Origin of the sequence: Nonomuraea sp. NPDC052634 (genome assembly GCF_040678535.1) — a bacterium.
GTDB lineage: Bacteria > Actinomycetota > Actinomycetes > Streptosporangiales > Streptosporangiaceae > Nonomuraea > Nonomuraea fastidiosa.
The window spans coordinates 90,985-107,330 of the sequence record NZ_JBFATY010000008.1 but is presented as its reverse complement, the minus strand read 5'-3'; the positions used below and the strand labels follow the sequence as shown (position 1 = coordinate 107,330).

Sequence of the window (16,346 nt, the reverse complement as noted above, 5' to 3'; positions counted from 1 at the left end):
TGAGACTTCCCTGGCGGCGGGGTTACCTGGGTGTCGCGGGGCCGCCGCGAGGCCCGCGATTGTCGGTGGCGGCGCGTAGCGTTCCGGCTGTGAACCGTACCGACCGGCTCTACGCGCTCGTCGAAGAGCTGCGCGCCATCGCGCCCCGCTGCCGCTCGGCCCGCGAGCTGGCCGAGCGGTTCGAGGTGAGCGTACGCACGATCGAGCGCGACATCACCGCGCTGCAGGAGTCGGGCGTGCCGATCTACGCCGAGCCAGGCCGCAAGGGCGGCTACGCCATCGACAGGAAGGTGTCGCTTCCCCCGCTCAACTTCACGCCCGCCGAGGCCGTCGCCATCGCGGTGGCGCTCAGCAAGGCGGGCGACCAGCCGTTCGGCCGCCAGGCCCGTAGCGCGTTACGCAAGGTGGTGGCCGCCATGCCGGGCCCCGAGGGCGAGCTGGCCAGAGAGCTGGCCCGCCGCGTGCTGCTCGCCAGGCCGCAGTCCGAGCCGGGGGAGGAGATCCGGCCGCTGGGCGGCGAGGGCATCTCCAGGGCCATCGAGGAGGCGCTGCTGCGCCGCCGGGTGCTCAGGCTCGAATACGCCGACGCGAAGGGTGCGCTGACCACGCGCGACGTCGAGCCTGGGGTGTTCCTGGGCGGGCGCGGCGGGTTCTGGTACCTCGTGGGGTGGTGCCGGCTGCGCGACGACGTACGCGTCTTCCGCCTCGACCGCATCGCGTCCGCCACCGTCACCGCCGAGCGCTGTCCCGACCGGCCTTTGGAGGGTTTCGCCACCGATGTGCCAGAGATGGTCGTCCACGGCACCGTACTCGACTGACAATCCGATAATTCTTTCGAAAACACCGACATAGGGTTGTCGCCTTCGCCGGTCATCGTGGATCTGTCCGCACCCCCGAGGAGACGACGGCGTCCATGAACCTTCATCTCAGGTGATCATCCGCTCGCCGGTCGGAGAGAGCGCCTTCCCCGCGAGATCCCGGCACGGCGAGCGGGCCGCCCCGCGGCACGGGGCGGGTCACCCATCGCCCTGGACACGCCGCCGATCGCCGAGCGGCGGCGCGTCCAGGGCCCTGCGCCGGCGCCCCCAGCGTCCCCGAGCGTCCCCGAGCGTCCCCGAGCGTCCCCGAGCGTTCCCCGGCTTCCCCGAGCGTCCCCCGGCGTACCCGGTGCCCGCCTCCTTGCGCCGGCGTTCCCTGACGTCCCCCCTTCCCGCGCCGGCTTCGGAAGTGGGCGGCCCTGGGCGATCGCTCAAGGGCAGGCCGCCGCCGCTGCGGCCGTCCCTGGGCGGCCGTTCGGCGGCGGTCGTCTTACAAGGAGGCGGCCGACAGCCAGCGGTCGAGCAGGTCGCGGTCGCCGTGCACGGTGACCGCGCCGGGGGAGCGGCGGTTGTAGAGCACGAGCAGCAGGTCGCGGACCGGGCCCCGCAGGGCCACGTCGCCCTTGGCGTGCCCGCGCTCCCACGTGATCTTCCCGGCGGGGCCCTGCGTGATGGTCCACTCGCCGTCGGCGTCGCTCGCGTGGAGGTGGATCGTGGCCCCCTCCACGTCGAGCTCGGCCAGCGGTTTGGTGACCCAGCGGGCCTCCGGCAGGTTGTGCAGGAGCTCCTCGATGCCGTCGATCGCGGTCTCCGCCGGGAACTCCGGCTCGACGCCGAGCGCGATCTCGACGTCCGCCCGGTGCACCAGCAGCTCGAAGAACATCCGGCGCGGCCACCACGAGGCCCGCTTGTCCGGGCCCCACGTCCACACGGTCGTCGACGGGTCGGTGGCGCGCAGCGTCTCCAGCATCTCGGCGGCTCCCGCCGTCAGCCACGCCGCGTCGCCGTGGGCGCCCTCCGGCAGTCCGGTGGGCACCTGAAACGACCAGATCCGCTCTTGCACCTGGTTGCGCAGCACGTGCACCGCCCAGCGGTGCATCTGCCCGACGTGGGTGACCACGTCGCCGACCGTCCAGCCCGGGCAGGTCGGCACCGGGACCGTCAGGTCGTCCGCCAGCGTCGCCAGCCTGGCCGTCTCGGCCTCGATTCGAGCGAGGTAATCAGTCACCGTGCCTACATTAGGCGGCCGGGCACGTCGTTCCCTTCTGCGGCATCTTGCCTTCGATCAGGTACGCGTCCACCAGGCCCTGGACGCACTTGCTGCCCGACAGGTACGCCCCGTGCCCCTCACCCTCGTACGTCACCAGCGTCGCGGTCTTGAGCTGGGCCGTCAGCTTGGGCGCCCACTCGTACGGCGTGGCCGGGTCGCCCTTGCCGCCCACCACCAGGATGGGCGCGGAGCCGGTGGCGTCCACGTGCCGTGCCTCGTCGCTGCCCTTGGCCGGCCAGACCGAGCACAGCCCGCCCGAGCCCTCGCTGCCGAACAGCGGCGAGATCTTCAGCGCCGCCGCCTCGGTGCGCCGCAGCGTCGCCTCGTCGGGACGTTCGGCGGTGTCGACGCAGGTGATGGCGGGGAAGCTGGTCATCTGCGTGGAGTAGTTGCCGTTCGGATCGCGCCCGGTGTAGGAGTCGGCGAGGTAGAGCAGCGCGTCGCCCCGCCCCTTGAGCGCCTCGCCCAGCGCCCGCTCCAGGAACGGCCAGGTCAGCTCCGAGTAGAGCGCGGCGGCCACGCCGGTGGCGGCCAGGCCCTGGGTGAGCGCGCGGCCGCCCACCTGCAGCGGCTTGGTGGTGAGCTGGTTCATCAGCCGGGTGACGTTGGCGTCGGCCTCGGCCTGGGTCTTGCCGACCTCGCAGTTGCCCTCGGCCACGCACGCCTTCAGGAAGCTCTCGTACGCCTTCTGGAAACCGCGCGTCTGGGCGATCGTGCGCTGCTCGAAGGTGACCGTCGGGTCGAGCGGCGCGTCCAGCACCATGCGGCCGACGTTCTTCGGGAACAGCGTGGCGTAGACGCCGCCGAGCTGGGTGCCGTACGACATGCCCACGTAGTTGAGCTTGGCGTCGCCCACGGCCTCGCGGATGCGGTCCATGTCGCGGGCGGCGTTCACGGTGCCGATATGGGGCAGGATCTTGCCGGAGTGCTGCTGGCAGAGGGAGGCGAACTCCTTGTTGACCGCGTCGGCCTCCCGGCGCGTCTCCTCGTTCGCGGGAAGCGTGTCGAGCGAGGTGAACCTGTCCATCTCGGCGCCGTCGCCGCAGCGCACGCCCGAGCTGCGCTCGACGCCGCGCGGGTCGAAGCTGACCAGGTCGTAGTGGGCGCGCAGCGTGGTGAGCGCCTTGGCGGCCTGGTCGAGCGTGTCCACGCCGGACGCCCCAGGCCCGCCGAAGTTGAACACCATCGAGCCCAGCTTCTTCTTGCCCGTGGCGGGCAGTTTGATCAGCGCCAGCTCGATCTTCTCGCCGCCGGGCTTGGCGTAGTCGAGGGGCACCGCGAGCTTGCCGCACCGTACGGACTTGTCCTGGGCGGCCGGAGGCTCGCCGTCGGGACGCTTGATGTCGGTGCACGGACCCCAGGCGATCGAGCCGGACCCGGCGGCGGGCGCGGGGCTGGACCCGTCACGGGCCTCGGAGGCCGGCTGGGCCGGTGCGGTGGAGCAACCTGCGGCCGCCAGGACCAGGGCGGCGGCGATAACGCGACGCATGACGAAACTTCCCCTCACATCTCTTCAGGGGGAAGTAGTGCCCACAATACGGCAACCTGCACCAATGGCCGGTGAAGCGGCACGCACCCCTCCTGAACGTGCCGCCTCACCAGCGCGACGGGGCGGACGGCAGAATATGACGGCGCTCCCGCGAATCATTTCCCACGGGAGCGCCGGACGACGGATGGCTCAGACGCCCATCGACTGGGTGTCGTTGCTCTCCGCGCCGCCCGCCTCGGTGACGCCGTTCTTGAGGTGGTAGCGGGCGATGGCCTCGCGCAGCACCTCGCCGTCGAGCTCGCCCCGCTTGACCAGGCTGTTCAGCACGGCCAGCGTGATCGAGGCGGCGTCGACGTGGAAGTGGCGGCGCAGTGCCGAGCGCGTGTCGGACAGGCCGAACCCGTCGGTGCCCAGCGAGGTCCAGTCACCCGGCACCCACTGCGCGATCTGGTCCGGCACGGCCTTCATGTAGTCGCTGACGCCCACGAACGGGCCCTGCGCCTCCGACAGCGCCTGCGTGACGTAGGGGACGCGGCGCTCGGCGTCGGGGTTGAGCAGGTTGTGCTCGTCGCACTTGAGCGCCTCGCGGCGCAGCTCCGACCACGACGTCGCCGACCACACCGCGGCCGACACGCCCCAGTCCTCGGCGAGCAGCCGCTGCGCCTCCATCGCCCACGGGCCGGCCACGCCGGAGGCCAGGATGTTGGCCTTGGGCCCCTCGGTCTGCGGGCCGTCGGCGAACTTGTACAGGCCCTTGAGCAGGCCCTGCACGTCGATGCCCGGCGGCTGGGCCGGCTGCAGGTAGGGCTCGTTGTAGACGGTCAGGTAGTAGAAGATGTCCTCCGGCTGGTCGCCGTACATCCTCCTGAGGCCGTCCTTGACGATGTGGGCCAGCTCGAACGCCCATGACGGGTCGTAGATGACGGCAGCCGGGTTGGTCGAGGCGAGCAGCGGCGAGTGGCCGTCCTCGTGCTGCAGGCCCTCGCCGTTGAGCGTGGTGCGGCCCGCGGTGGCGCCCAGCAGGAAGCCGCGGCCCATCTGGTCGCCCATCTGCCACATCATGTCGCCGGTGCGCTGCCAGCCGAACATCGAATAGAAGATGTAGACCGGGATCATGTGCTCGCCGTGCGTGGCGTAGGAGGTGCCGGCCGCGATCGCCGAGGCCATCGAGCCCGACTCGCTGATGCCCTCGTGCAGGATCTGGCCCTGCACGGCCTCCTTGTACGACAGCAGCAGCTCGCGGTCGACCGCCTCGTACGTCTGCCCGTGCGGCGAGTAGATCTTGGCCGTCGGGAACATGGCGTCCATGCCGAACGTGCGGGCCTCGTCGGGGATGATCGGCACGAACCGGTGGCCGATCTCCTTGTCGCGCATGAGGTCCTTCAGCAGCCGGACGAACGCCATCGTGGTGGCGACCTGCTGCTTGCCCGAGCCCTTCTGGAAGGTGGAGTAGACGTCGTCGCCGGGCAGCTTGACCGGCTTGGCGCGGACCACCCGCTTGGGCAGCACGCCGCCGAGCGCCGCGCGGCGCTCCTTCATGTACTGGATCTCGGGGTCGTTCTCGCCCGGGTGGAAGTACGGCGGCAGGTCGGCCTCCAGGGCCGAGTCGGGGATCGGCAGGTAGAGCCGGTCCCTGAACTCCTTCAGCTCGGCCTTGGTGAGCTTCTTCATCTGGTGGGTGGCGTTGCGCGCCTCGAAGTCCTTGCCCAGCGTCCAGCCCTTGATGGTCTGGGCGAGGATCACCGTCGGCTGGCCGACGTGCTCGCGGGCCGCTTTGAACGCGGCGTAGACCTTGCGGTAGTCGTGGCCGCCGCGCGACAGCTTGCGGATGTCGTCGTCGGACAGGTGCTCGACCATCTTGCGCAGGCGCGGGTCGGAGCCGAAGAAGTGCTCGCGGATGTAGGCGCCCGACTCGACGGAGTATGTCTGGAACTGGCCGTCGGGCGTGGTGTTCATCTGGTTGACCAGCACGCCGTCCACGTCGGCCGCGAGCAGCGGGTCCCAGTCGCGGCCCCACACGACCTTGATCACGTTCCAGCCGGCGCCGCGGAAGAACGCCTCCAGCTCCTGGATGATCTTGCCGTTGCCGCGTACCGGGCCGTCCAGCCGCTGCAGGTTGCAGTTGATCACGAACGTGAGGTTGTCGAGCTCCTCGCGTGCCGCCAGGCCGATCGCGCCCAGCGACTCGGGCTCGTCCATCTCGCCGTCGCCGAGGAAGGCCCAGACGTGGCTGCGGCTGGTGTCCTTGATCTGGCGGTTGAGCAGGTAGCGGTTGAACCGCGCCTGGTAGATCGCCGCGATCGGGCCAAGACCCATGGAGACCGTGGGGAACTCCCAGAAATCGGGCATCAGCCGCGGGTGCGGGTAGGAAGGCAGCCCGTGGAAACCGTGCGACAGCTCCTGGCGGAACGCGTCGAGCTGGGCCTCGTTGAGCCGGCCCTCGAGGAAGGCGCGCGCGTAGATGCCCGGGGCCGCGTGACCCTGGAAGAAGACCTGGTCGCCGGACTCGCCGTGGTCCTTGCCGCGGAAGAAGTGGTTGAAGCCCACCTCATAGAGGGACGCGGCGGATGCGTACGTGGCGATGTGGCCGCCGACGTTGGTGCGGGCGTTGGCCCTGGACACCATGACGGCCGCGTTCCAGCGGATGTAGGCGCGGATGCGGCGCTCGATGTGCTCGTCACCCGGGAACCAGGGCTCACGCTCCGGCGGGATCGTGTTGATGTAGTCGGTGCTGCGCAGGCCCGGCACGCCGACCTGGTGCTCGCGGGCCCGCTCCAGCATGCGCAGCATGAGATAGCGGGCTCTGGTGCGGCCTTCGGTCTTGACGACGCTGTCGAGAGACTCGAGCCACTCGTTGGTCTCGCTGGGATCGACATCAGGCAGCTGGCTGGGTAGGCCGTCGCTGATGATCGAGAATCGCTGGCGTCCGGAAGCCACTGGGTCTCGCCTTCCGAGATGGACTGATGTCTGGTCTGGGTCGCCTTCCATCCTGGTCGCTAGCCGGAGAAAACGCATCTCTACTAGCAAGTAACCAGAGTGTCCCTGCTGGCAGGGCAGCCCCTGATGGCCTAGACCACCGATGGTAGGACGAATCGCCACCAAAGGTTACATGTCGCAAGCAATTTAACAAGACCAGAAAACTCACGAAATTTCGCTCGAATCCTGGCTGCTTGCGCGATGTCTCCTCCGTAGTCTTAGCCTCCCCCCTAGGGGAGGCTTCTCACGCGTGAGCGGGCGAGTCTATCCGCCCTGCTCGCCGGGGCGCTCCAGGATGGCTTTAAGACGACAACCCCCGACCGGCCCCTATGCCACGAATCCGCCCCTGGCTTTCGCGCGGCGAACCCCTCGGTATGGGGGCACCTATCGGTATGGGGACACCTTAGGGAACGGAGCGCCACAAATTCGTCCATAACGGACAGAGCGCGCTCGTCGTCCCGTGCCTCAGACTCCTGTTCCTCGGCCGTTCCTCGGCCCGGTCGGGCGATCGAGGGTGCTCGTGGGCTCTTGGTGCAACGCCCGGCGCCGTCTCGGACGCGGTGCCGGCGCGGCCGGGTGCTCTACGCGTACTACTACAGGTGCTGTACGCGTACTACTAAGGGAGACGCTACTAAGGGAGACGCTACTAAGGGAGACGCTACTAAGGGGGAGACGCTCCGCGCCTACCGAGGGAGACGCTCCGCCTCCGCCTACTAAGGGGAGGCGCTCCGCGGTTCGCTGAAGGGGCCGAGGGCTCTCCGCCGTCACTTCGATCGCCTTCGCCGCCATCTTGCCGCGCCGCTCCTCAGCATGCCTCCTTAATCAGAAGGTCTCCTTACAAGTCGCCTCGCTCCTGCCAAGGGGCCGGCGGCGGCATGCGTCGGTGATGCGTCCCCCTCGGCGGGTGATCGGTGGGGCGGGCCTGGTCGCTTGGGGCCGCGCTCGGGACCGGCTGAACACGGGGCTATCCGAGTCTGGCGGCATTCGGCCTGGCGGGATTCGAAGCCCGGCATCGAGCCGGCCCGGCACGAATCCGGCCCGGCATCGAGCTGGCCCGGCACCGGACCTGGCACCGGCCGGACCTGGCGCCGACGGGATCTGAAAACGGCCGGGAGCGTAACCTGCCGGGCCTGGAAGTGCTCGAAGGTGTGGGCCGGCGGTACCCAGGCGGGGCACCGCCGGCGGCGAGCGGGCCCAACGCATCCGCCCCTTCTCCGTAACAATTCGGTCATGATTTTCCGTCGCCCTCCAGAAGCGGCAAAACTTAGGAATCTCGCTTTTCATCCGGCATTCCGCGTACCAATGTGAGAGGTATGAATGCGACGGTTGGCGACCGCCTCCTGGTACATGGCAATACCGTTGGTGAAAGGGACAGGAGCGGCGTGATCACGGAGGTCCGGGGGCCGGACGGGGCGCCCCCGTACATCGTGGCCTTCGACGACGGCCACACCGGGATCGTCTTTCCGGGGCCCGATGCCGTGGTGCTGCATCAGTAAGATTCCCGCGTGAGATCTGAAATCATCGCTGTGGCCACCGGTTCCCGGGAGACGGTGCACGACATCACGGCCCAATGCGCCGATTTCGTGCGGGCTCAGGGCGGCGACGGGTTGCTGCACGTGTTCGTGCCGCACGCAACGGCCGGGGTCGCACTGCTCGAGCTGGGTTCGGGCAGCGACGACGACCTGCTGGCCGCTCTGCGTGATCTGCTGCCCGCCGATGATCGCTGGCGCCATGCCCACGGCTCGCGAGGTCACGGCCGGTCGCACGTCATGCCCGCGTTGATCCCGCCGTACGCCACGATCCCCGTGCTGGGCGGGCGAATGGCGCTCGGCACGTGGCAGTCGGTCGCCTTGATCGACTTGAACGTCGACAACCCGCAACGCCAGGTTCGCCTGTCGTTTTTGTCTGATTGATTCCGGCCGACCAGGGCCGTACCCGTGGCGACCGTTGACGACTGAGGGTCACAGCGTGTGGACTGTGCCGAAGCGATAAACCGCATAAGCGGGGCCACTCAAGCAGGAGGGATAAACGTGAGCGCGACCGCGGGTCAGGCGCAGGGCGAGCGCGGCCTGGCCGAACGGCTCGGCCTCAAGCCGGGTCAGGTGGTGCAGGAGATCGGTTGGGACGAGGACGTCGACGACGAGCTTCGCGAATCCATCGAAGACCTGACCGGCAACGAGCTGCTGGATGAGGACGCTGATGAAGTCGTCGACGTGGTGCTGCTGTGGTGGCGTGACGGTGACGGCGACCTCTTCGACGCTCTGACCAACGCCATGCGAGCACTCGCCGACGGCGGCCAGATCTGGCTGCTGACTCCCAAGGCCGGGCGCGAAGGCCACGTGGAGCCGAGCGACATCGGGGAGGATGCCGCCACCGCGGGTCTCTCGCAGACCAGCAGCATCTCCGCCGCGGCCGACTGGTCCGGGACCAGGCTCGTCCCGCCGAAGGGCAGCCGCCGATAGGGGCCGCAGCGCCTGCCGTACGGCAGGATGGACCTGTGAACGCACATCCTGCCGAGGTCGGCGCCCAAGCTCCTGATTTCGAGCTACAGGACCAGCACGGCACCCCGGTGAGCCTGCGACAGTTCCGGGGCGAGAAGGTCGTGCTGGTCTTCTACCCGCTGGCGTTCAGCGGGATATGCGGCAGCGAGCTGTCCGCTCTGCGCGATCAGCCCATCGAGGGTGCGCGGTTGCTGACCGTGTCCGTGGACTCGGTCTTCGCACTCCGCGCGTGGGCTGATCGCGAGGGCTACGCGTTCCCCCTGCTCTCTGATTTCTGGCCACATGGACAGGTCGCTCAGGCGTACGGTGTGTTCGATGAAGAGAAGGGCGTCGCCCGCCGGGGGACCTTCATCCTCGACGGCGAGGGCGTGATCCGGTGGTCGGTGGTCAATCCGATCTCCGAGGCGCGTGACATCGCCGACTATGTCAAGGCACTCGCCGACATCACTTGACGTTCAAGGACATCGCCGACTTCGGAGGATACGATGCCCTGCTTCCGGTGCGGGGCCCGGCAGACGGACCCGGTGCGCGGAGTGAGCCCGTGGCAGCGCGGGGTGCGCAACGATTCCCAGGTGCTCATCTGCCCGGACTGTCAGCGGCTGCACGACCTCGACCTCGACTCCTGCGCGACGTGCGGGTCCACGGCGCTGTTCTGCCGGCTGGGCGAGGTCGAGTGCAGGGGCTGCGGGGCCGTGTGGATGGCCCGCTCGTCCGCGGGCCCGATCGACCCGGCCGCCGTCGCCGCGCCGCCCGGGCTGTCGGCTGAGGTGGAGGCCGCGCTCAACCGCGTCCTCGGGCGGGCCTGAAGGGCCCTGTACGGTCCCCGGGGCGCCCGTTCGGCTCCCTCGCTCCTCACAGCGGTTTGCGGGGCTCTGTGATGCTTTGGGACCTCGTGGGCACGTACGTGCGGTTGAGCCGAGGAGGCAGGGCCGGCCGGCGAAGTGCTGATCGGCATCCCCGTTCACCTGCCGATCTCGCCGATCTTGTCTCTGGGGCCGGACACCCTTTCCAGACATTTGCTGAGCTGCGCTATCGTCTCCTTCCGTGTCCGCAATGAGTTCGTTCGTCGTCGCGCTTGACGTCGGTGGCACGTCCATGAAGGGCGGCCTGGTCAGCGAGTCCGGCGCGGTGCTGCTGAGCGAGCGGCGCCCCACCCCTCGGAGCGAGGGACCGGAGGCGGTCGTGGCCGCGATCTCCGACTTCATCAGCCACCTGGCCGCCTCGGGCGACGGCATCCCCGCCGGCGTCGGGCTGGCCGTACCCGGGCTGGTGACCGAGGACACCGCCGTGTACGCGACGAACCTCGGGTGGCGCGACGTCCCCGCCACGGACTTCACCACCCTGGACATCCCGGTCATGCTCGGGCACGACGTCCGCACCGGGGGCCTGGCGGAGAGCATCCTCGGCGCGGGCCGCGGCGTGTCGGACTTCCTCTTCCTTCCCATCGGCACGGGCATCGCCGGCGCCTCGATCATCCGCGGCGAGGCGTACGGCGGCGCCGCCGGCTGGGCGGGCGAGATCGGCCACACCCCCGTCTTCCCCGACGGCGAGCAGTGCGCGTGCGGGCAGTTCGGCTGCCTGGAGACGTACGCGTCGGCGGCCTCCGTCGGACGCCGCTACAGCCAGCGGGCCGGCGTCGAGGGCGTCAAGGCCGAGCAGGTGGTCTCCTCCGACGACCCCATCGCCATCGAGGTCTGGGACGAGGCCGTGGAAGCGCTGTCGCTGGCGCTGGCCACGTACACGCTGCTGCTGGACCCGTCCCTCATCATCCTGGGCGGCGGTCTCGCCGAGGCCGGTCCCGCCCTGTTCGATCCCGTACGCACGCGCCTGGTCAAGCGCCTGGCCTTCCGCGAGGCGCCCCCGCTCGTACCCGCCGCGCTCGGCGTCGACGCGGGCATGCTCGGCGCCGCCCTCCTCGGCTGGCGCGCCGCCGGCCGCCCCGAGCTGGGACCCGGGTGGGTGGTGGATGTGCGATCGGGCCCGTTGGTGTCGTAAGGTGTAGTGCCGATCAGGGGCGGTTAGCTCAGCGGTAGAGCACTCGCCTTACAAGCGAGGGGTCACTGGTTCGAACCCAGTACCGCCCACCTGCGACATCAGCCCCGTCTCCACTTAAGGAAACGGGGCTTCGTGCCATGAGCGTGCCATCAGGCTCCGGCGTCGCCGGTGATCTTCGCGTTCATCGCATCTCGCGGCTCCATGCGTGATCATGGGCCGGATCCGGTGCCGGGGTGGACCGTCTCGGTGACGGCTGTGGCGGAGTGGTCCGCCAGGCGTGAGATGCCCCCGGAGGGGAGAAAGCGGGCGGTTACCGGACTTCCCCTGCCTTCTGGTTCCATGATCGTCCATGAACGCAGCCCGAACGACCGTCCGGAGAAGGTGGCTCAAGCTTCTCACGGCCCTTCTCGCCATCCTCCTCCTCGGGTCGATGGGCCTGTACGAGCTGATGAACGCCCGGACCTGCCAACTTGCGGGAGACCTGACCGACCGCGTGGCGACCGGTGAGAAGGTCGTCGCCCTGACCTTCGACGACGGCCCTGACGAGCACACCCCCGAGATCATCGACGTCCTCGCCGAGCAGCGCGTTCGCGCGACGTTCTTCGTCGTCGGCTCTCAGGTCGAGGCCCGGCCGCAGGACGCGCGGGCGCTGGTCGCCGCAGGCCACCAGCTCGCCAATCACACCTACAACCATCGGCGAATGGTCTTCGTTTCCCCCGCCACGGTGGCGAGTGAAATCGAACGCACCGATGCGGCCATCCGGAGGGCCGGGCAGCGCGGCGAGATTCTGTTCCGCCCGCCGACCGGCAAGAAATTGCTGGTGCTACCGCTGTATCTGGCCGGCAACCAGAGGCGCACGGTGATGTGGGATGTGGAGCCGGATTCGGGTAAGACTCCGACCGCCACCGAGATCGTCACGGCTGTGCGCAAGGAGACGAAGCCAGGATCGATCATCTTGCTCCACCCCTGGTACGCCGGCGGGCGGAACACTCGCGAAGCCATTAAGGGCCTGATCACCGGCCTTCGTGAGGACGGATACCGATTCGTCACGGTCTCAGAGCTGCTCGCCTTGCGAGATCGTTGACATGGGTCCTGCCCTTGTCTCATTGCGTTAGGCCGCTGCTTCGAACCCGGTACCGCCGCCCGGTCCGGGGCTCATGTCGTCCGGTACGTTCCGCGCTGCTCCCGCCAGTGCCGCGACCACCGGTGGCGCTGCCGGCGTCGCGGCGCGAGGCACCGGCGAAAATGAGAAGCGCTCGTGAAGGGCGTTCTGACGGTGGCATAAGGCGGAAAGCGCTTCGAAGATACCTTCAAACCGCTTCAGCGGCAGCTTTCCGTCTTTGCGTCCCCCAATTGAACAGCACCTTCCCGGTGCGACGATCGATGCGGTTTCGCTGTATGAAGCCGCCGCCGTCAGTTTCTCGGGAGGGATAAGATGCCGGAGAACGTGCCCGGTGCGAAGGCGAGGAATGCTTCGTTAAGGTGCCGGAGAAATCCGGTTCCCTGACCCGGGTCTCGTCGGCTCGGCCGGCGGATCCTGGCTTATAGCCCTTCGCCGCTTGGATCTCGGGCACGTTCTCCTGAACGGATCCCTCCCGGTCTAAGTCCGAGGAGGATCCGTCGTCTCATGGCGAAGTTCAACCACGCCGCGCGCACGGCCGCGACGTCTCCGGTCGTCACGGAGCGGACGCCGTCCGTGCGCACGTACGAGGGCGCTCCCGGCTACGTACGCGACGCCAAGAGCGAGCTCTTCCTCCTCGCGGTCACTCACATGGTCGGCGAGCCCACCATGTACGAACGGCCCAGGAAGCGCGACCGGCGGTTCCGGAGGCTCGTTCACCAGGTGGCGGTCGAGGACGGCGAGTGGCTGGCCAGGTTCCTGCCGTGGCTGCGTACCGAGGCGAACATGCGTTCCGCTCCGGTCGTCGCCGCGCTGGAAGCGGTCAGGGCGCGGCTCGACGCGGGGCTGCACGGACTGAACCGGCAGCTCGTCGACGGCGTGCTCCAGCGCGCCGACGAGCCGGGCGAGGCGCTCGCCTACTGGACGTCCAGGTACGGACGATCCATCCCGAAACCGGTCAAGCGCGGCATCGCCGACGCCATCCGTCGTCTCTACAACGAGCGGAGCTTGCTCAAGTACGACACCGCCTCCAAGGGCTACCGCTTCGGCGACGTCATCGACCTCGTCCACCCGTCCCCGCACCCGGACAAGCCGTGGCAGGGCGACCTCTTCAAGTACGCGCTCGACCGGCGCCATAGACGCCGTAACGGCATCCCCGAGCGGCTGTCGGTGCTGCGCCGGCGCGCGCACCTGATGGCGCTGCCGGTCGCCGAGCGGCGCGCCGTGCTCACCGGCGACAATCCCGAGGAGGTGGCGGCGAGGCTCGCCGGGGCGGGCATGACCTGGGAGGCGCTCGCCGGATGGCTCCAGGGGCCCATGGACGCCGCGGCGTGGGAGGCCGTCATCCCGAGCATGGGGTACATGGCCCTGCTGCGGAACCTGCGCAACTTCGACCAGGCGGGCGTCGGCGACGCCGCGGCCGGGAAGGTCATGGCCAAGCTCGCGGACCCGGACGAGGTGGCCAGTTCGCGGCAGCTCCCGCTCCGGTTCTACTCCGCTTACGTGGCGGCGTCGTCCCGGTGGCGGCCTGCGCTGGAGCGGGCGCTCGCCCTCGCGACCTCGTGCATGCCGTCGTTCCCTGGCAGGACGCTCGTCCTCGTCGACACGTCCGGGTCCATGACGTGGCTTCGGATATCGGCGCGTTCTACGGTCTTGCCGGTGCAGACGGCGGCGCTGTTCGGCGCCGTCCTCGCCGCCCGGGGCGACCAGGTGGACCTGTACGGCTTCGCCGACGGCGTCTTCAAGCACCGGGTCCGGCCGGGCGGCTCGGTACTGGAGGAGGTGCAGGCGTTCTGCGAGCGGATCGGCGAGGTCGGTCATGGAACGCGCATCGCCGATGCGGTGCGGGCGACGTACCGGGGGCATGATCGCGTCGTCATCCTGTCGGACATGCAGGCCATGATCGGGTTTGCGAGCGACGGCGTCATGGACTCGGCGCCGGGCGACGTCCCGATGTACGGCTTCAACGTGCTCGGCTACAAGACCGCCGCGATGGCGACAGGGCGGGCTGACCGGCACGAGTTCGGCGGCTTCTCCGACGTCGCGTTCAGGCTGATCCCGCTGCTGGAGGCCGGGAAGAGCGCCGACTGGCCGTTCTGAGCCTCACGGGCTCGTGGTCGGGACCCAGTAGCGGCGCTTGCGTTCGGTGATGCCGATGAGCCGCCCGCCGTTGGCCTCGATGACCCGGCGTGAGGCGACGTTGGTCAGGTCGCACATGATCAGGGCCCGGTCGATGCCCAGCGAGCGGGCGATCGGCAGCGCGGCGGCCAGCATGGCCGTCGCGTGGCCCTGGCGGCGGGCGCTGGGGCGGACGTCGTAGCCGATGTGCCCGCCCTGCTCCTCCAGGGCGGGGGTCAGGCGGTGGCGGATGGCCAGGCGGCCGAGGAACCGGTCGCCCTCGGCCCACCAGAGGGTGGTCATCGGTACGAAGCCCGGCCGCACCCCCTCCTGGGAGCGCTCGTTGAGCACCCGCGTGACGTACGCCTGGAAGGCCGCCGGGCTCGTCAGGGCCTGCGGATCGACGTCCTCGACGAACCACGGCACGGGAAAGGCGCGGTCGGCGCGGAACTCCGCCACCGCGTCCCGGAAGGACGGCAGCAACGCGGGGTCCGGGTCGATCAGCTTCGGCATGGCGACCATGGTGCCCGCGACAGGGCGCGACGCCAAGTCTCACCTCCGGGAGGCGGGCCGCCTCGGGCCGTAAGGTCGTGTTGTGGATGATCAGAGGGCCCAGGCTCACGCTGCCGCTGGAGCGCTGTTCTTCGACGACGTCGGCCGGTTGCTGCTGGTCACGCCTACGTACAAGTCCTCTCTGGACATTCCGGGCGGGTACGTCGAGCCGGGGGAGACCCCGCACGAGGCGTGCGTCCGTGAGGTACGGGAGGAGCTGGGCATCCAGCCGGCCATCGGGCGCCTTCTCGTGGCCGACTGGGCGCCGGACTCCAGGGACGGCGACAAGGTGCTGTTCGTGTTCGACGGCGGGGTGCTGAGCGACGAGCTGCTCGGGCGGATCACGTTCGCGGACGGCGAGCTGAGCGCGTACGCGTTCCACCCCGTCGAGGAGCTGGACGAGCTGCTGATCGAGCGGCTCGCCCTCCGGCTCAAGGCCGCCGTCACCGCGTACGAGCGCGGCGAAACCGCCTATCTCGAACACGGCAGGCCGGTCTAGATGGCGGCAGGAGACCCACGCGTGGTTCCACGCGCACCTGATCGACCCGAATGACGTCGATCCCCGCGTCTACGATTGCGAGCTGAACCCGCAGGCCATGGCCTGGTTCAAGCGGGAGGCCACGCACTCACTCGAGCGGGTGCCCGGTTATCTCGCGATCCTCGCCAGGCACGGGGTGGAGTGCGTGCGGGTCAGAGGGACGATCCGGGCAGGGTGATCTACGAGGACCCCCATCAGATCGTCGCCGTCCCGTACGGCGGGAGTTAGCGGCGCCGGCCCCGGCGGTTGCGTGGGGGAGAGGTGCGGCGGGCGGTGCTCTTCTGCGCGGGCTTTCTGGATGTGCGGGGCTTCTCCGCCGGTGCGGTGGCGGCGGGGGTGCGGCCGCGGTGGCTGTTGACGGTCCGGCCGCGGACGATGCCGATGAAATCTTCCATCAGGTCCGTGGTGGCGTCGGCGAGCCAGGCGAGCCCGATCTGCGACTGCGGCGCGTCCGTCACCGGCCGGTACGTGAGGTCCTTGCGGTGGTAGAGCCGGGCCAGTGACTGGGGGACGAGCACGAGCCCCGCGCCGGAGGCCACCAGCGGGATGGTCTCGGCCGTGGTGTCCGGGCGGGTGAAGGCGGGCAGGCCGGGGCGTTCCGTCCACTCCAGGGCGTCGTCGAGCGGGTGGAAGATCTCCTCGTCGGCCAGGTCGGCCAGCGTCACCTCGTCGGCGGCGGTCACCACATGGTCCTTGGGCACCACGACCACCGTCGTCTCGATGTAGAGGGGGATGACGTTGAGCCCGTCGCGGTCGATCGGCAGCCGGACGAACCCGGCGTCGGCCCCGCCCTCGCGCAACAGCGACAGCACCTCGGGGGTGGGCGCCATGACCAGGGTGATCGGCACGTCGGGCTGCCGCTCGGTCCACACCCTGGCCCACTTCGCGGGGGTCACGCCGGGCGCGTACGCCAGCCGGAACGTCTCACCATCGGTCACCGCCACAGCGTACCGATGTCAGCGAACCCGC

General features: G+C 69.5%; 15 protein-coding genes and 1 tRNA gene. 11 read left to right on the top strand and 5 right to left on the bottom strand.

What is annotated here, in order from left to right:
- Positions 1-89 precede the first annotated feature (89 nt).
- Positions 90-818: a YafY family protein gene (locus AB0K67_RS29525; RefSeq protein WP_364066887.1), complete on the top strand. Its 729-nt coding sequence runs from the start codon at positions 90-92 to the stop codon at positions 816-818.
- Positions 819-1,308: 490 nt separating this feature from the next.
- On the opposite strand, the gene AB0K67_RS29520 is transcribed toward AB0K67_RS29525, so the two are convergent.
- The 3 genes from AB0K67_RS29520 to aceE all read right to left on the bottom strand — a co-directional run bounded on the left by AB0K67_RS29520 (position 1,309) and on the right by aceE (position 6,514).
- Positions 1,309-2,046, bottom strand: a complete 738-nt coding sequence (locus tag AB0K67_RS29520; protein WP_364066885.1) for a maleylpyruvate isomerase family mycothiol-dependent enzyme — start codon at positions 2,044-2,046, stop codon at positions 1,309-1,311.
- 10 nt (positions 2,047-2,056) lie between these two features.
- Positions 2,057-3,577: an alpha/beta hydrolase gene (locus AB0K67_RS29515; RefSeq protein ID WP_364066883.1), complete on the bottom strand. Its 1,521-nt coding sequence runs from the start codon at positions 3,575-3,577 to the stop codon at positions 2,057-2,059.
- 189 nt (positions 3,578-3,766) lie between these two features.
- Positions 3,767-6,514, bottom strand: coding sequence for a pyruvate dehydrogenase (acetyl-transferring), homodimeric type (gene aceE, locus AB0K67_RS29510; RefSeq protein ID WP_364066881.1), 2,748 nt, complete (start codon positions 6,512-6,514; stop codon positions 3,767-3,769).
- A gap of 1,352 nt (positions 6,515-7,866) precedes the next feature.
- Here aceE and AB0K67_RS29505 point away from each other — a divergent pair.
- From AB0K67_RS29505 to AB0K67_RS29465, 9 genes are all read left to right on the top strand, one after another.
- Positions 7,867-8,049, top strand: coding sequence for a DUF1918 domain-containing protein (locus AB0K67_RS29505; RefSeq protein WP_364066879.1), 183 nt, complete (start codon positions 7,867-7,869; stop codon positions 8,047-8,049).
- A 9-nt stretch (positions 8,050-8,058) separates the two neighbouring features.
- On the top strand, positions 8,059-8,466 hold the full coding sequence (locus AB0K67_RS29500) for a secondary thiamine-phosphate synthase enzyme YjbQ (protein ID WP_364066877.1): 408 nt from the start codon (positions 8,059-8,061) through the stop codon (positions 8,464-8,466).
- 117 nt (positions 8,467-8,583) lie between these two features.
- The gene (locus tag AB0K67_RS29495) at positions 8,584-9,015 is read left to right on the top strand and encodes a DUF3052 domain-containing protein (protein WP_364066875.1); all 432 of its coding nucleotides are present in this window, start codon (positions 8,584-8,586) and stop codon (positions 9,013-9,015) included.
- A 35-nt stretch (positions 9,016-9,050) separates the two neighbouring features.
- A complete protein-coding gene (locus AB0K67_RS29490; RefSeq protein WP_364066873.1) occupies positions 9,051-9,506 on the top strand; it encodes a peroxiredoxin in 456 nt (151 codons plus the stop codon).
- Between the two features lie 102 nt (positions 9,507-9,608).
- The gene (locus AB0K67_RS29485; protein ID WP_364066871.1) at positions 9,609-9,860 is read left to right on the top strand and encodes a hypothetical protein; all 252 of its coding nucleotides are present in this window, start codon (positions 9,609-9,611) and stop codon (positions 9,858-9,860) included.
- Between the two features lie 247 nt (positions 9,861-10,107).
- Positions 10,108-11,049 carry an ROK family protein gene (locus AB0K67_RS29480; RefSeq protein ID WP_364066870.1) on the top strand — a complete coding sequence of 314 codons (942 nt, stop codon included), beginning with the start codon at positions 10,108-10,110 and terminating at the stop codon, positions 11,047-11,049.
- A 17-nt stretch (positions 11,050-11,066) separates the two neighbouring features.
- Positions 11,067-11,138: transfer RNA gene (locus tag AB0K67_RS29475), tRNA-Val, on the top strand.
- A gap of 341 nt (positions 11,139-11,479) precedes the next feature.
- Positions 11,480-12,133 (top strand): polysaccharide deacetylase family protein, encoded by a 654-nt coding sequence (locus tag AB0K67_RS29470; RefSeq protein WP_364066868.1) that lies wholly within the window; start codon positions 11,480-11,482, stop codon positions 12,131-12,133.
- Positions 12,134-12,676: 543 nt separating this feature from the next.
- The gene (locus AB0K67_RS29465; RefSeq protein WP_364066866.1) at positions 12,677-14,269 is read left to right on the top strand and encodes a TROVE domain-containing protein; all 1,593 of its coding nucleotides are present in this window, start codon (positions 12,677-12,679) and stop codon (positions 14,267-14,269) included.
- A gap of 3 nt (positions 14,270-14,272) precedes the next feature.
- Here AB0K67_RS29465 and AB0K67_RS29460 read toward each other — a convergent pair whose 3' ends face one another.
- Positions 14,273-14,800 carry a GNAT family N-acetyltransferase gene (locus tag AB0K67_RS29460; RefSeq protein WP_364066864.1) on the bottom strand — a complete coding sequence of 176 codons (528 nt, stop codon included), beginning with the start codon at positions 14,798-14,800 and terminating at the stop codon, positions 14,273-14,275.
- A gap of 82 nt (positions 14,801-14,882) precedes the next feature.
- On the opposite strand from AB0K67_RS29460, the gene AB0K67_RS29455 reads away from it, so the two are divergent.
- Positions 14,883-15,338: an NUDIX hydrolase gene (locus tag AB0K67_RS29455; protein WP_364066862.1), complete on the top strand. Its 456-nt coding sequence runs from the start codon at positions 14,883-14,885 to the stop codon at positions 15,336-15,338.
- Positions 15,339-15,601: 263 nt separating this feature from the next.
- Here AB0K67_RS29455 and AB0K67_RS29450 read toward each other — a convergent pair whose 3' ends face one another.
- Positions 15,602-16,315, bottom strand: coding sequence for a LysR substrate-binding domain-containing protein (locus AB0K67_RS29450; RefSeq protein ID WP_364066860.1), 714 nt, complete (start codon positions 16,313-16,315; stop codon positions 15,602-15,604).
- Positions 16,316-16,346 lie beyond the last annotated feature (31 nt).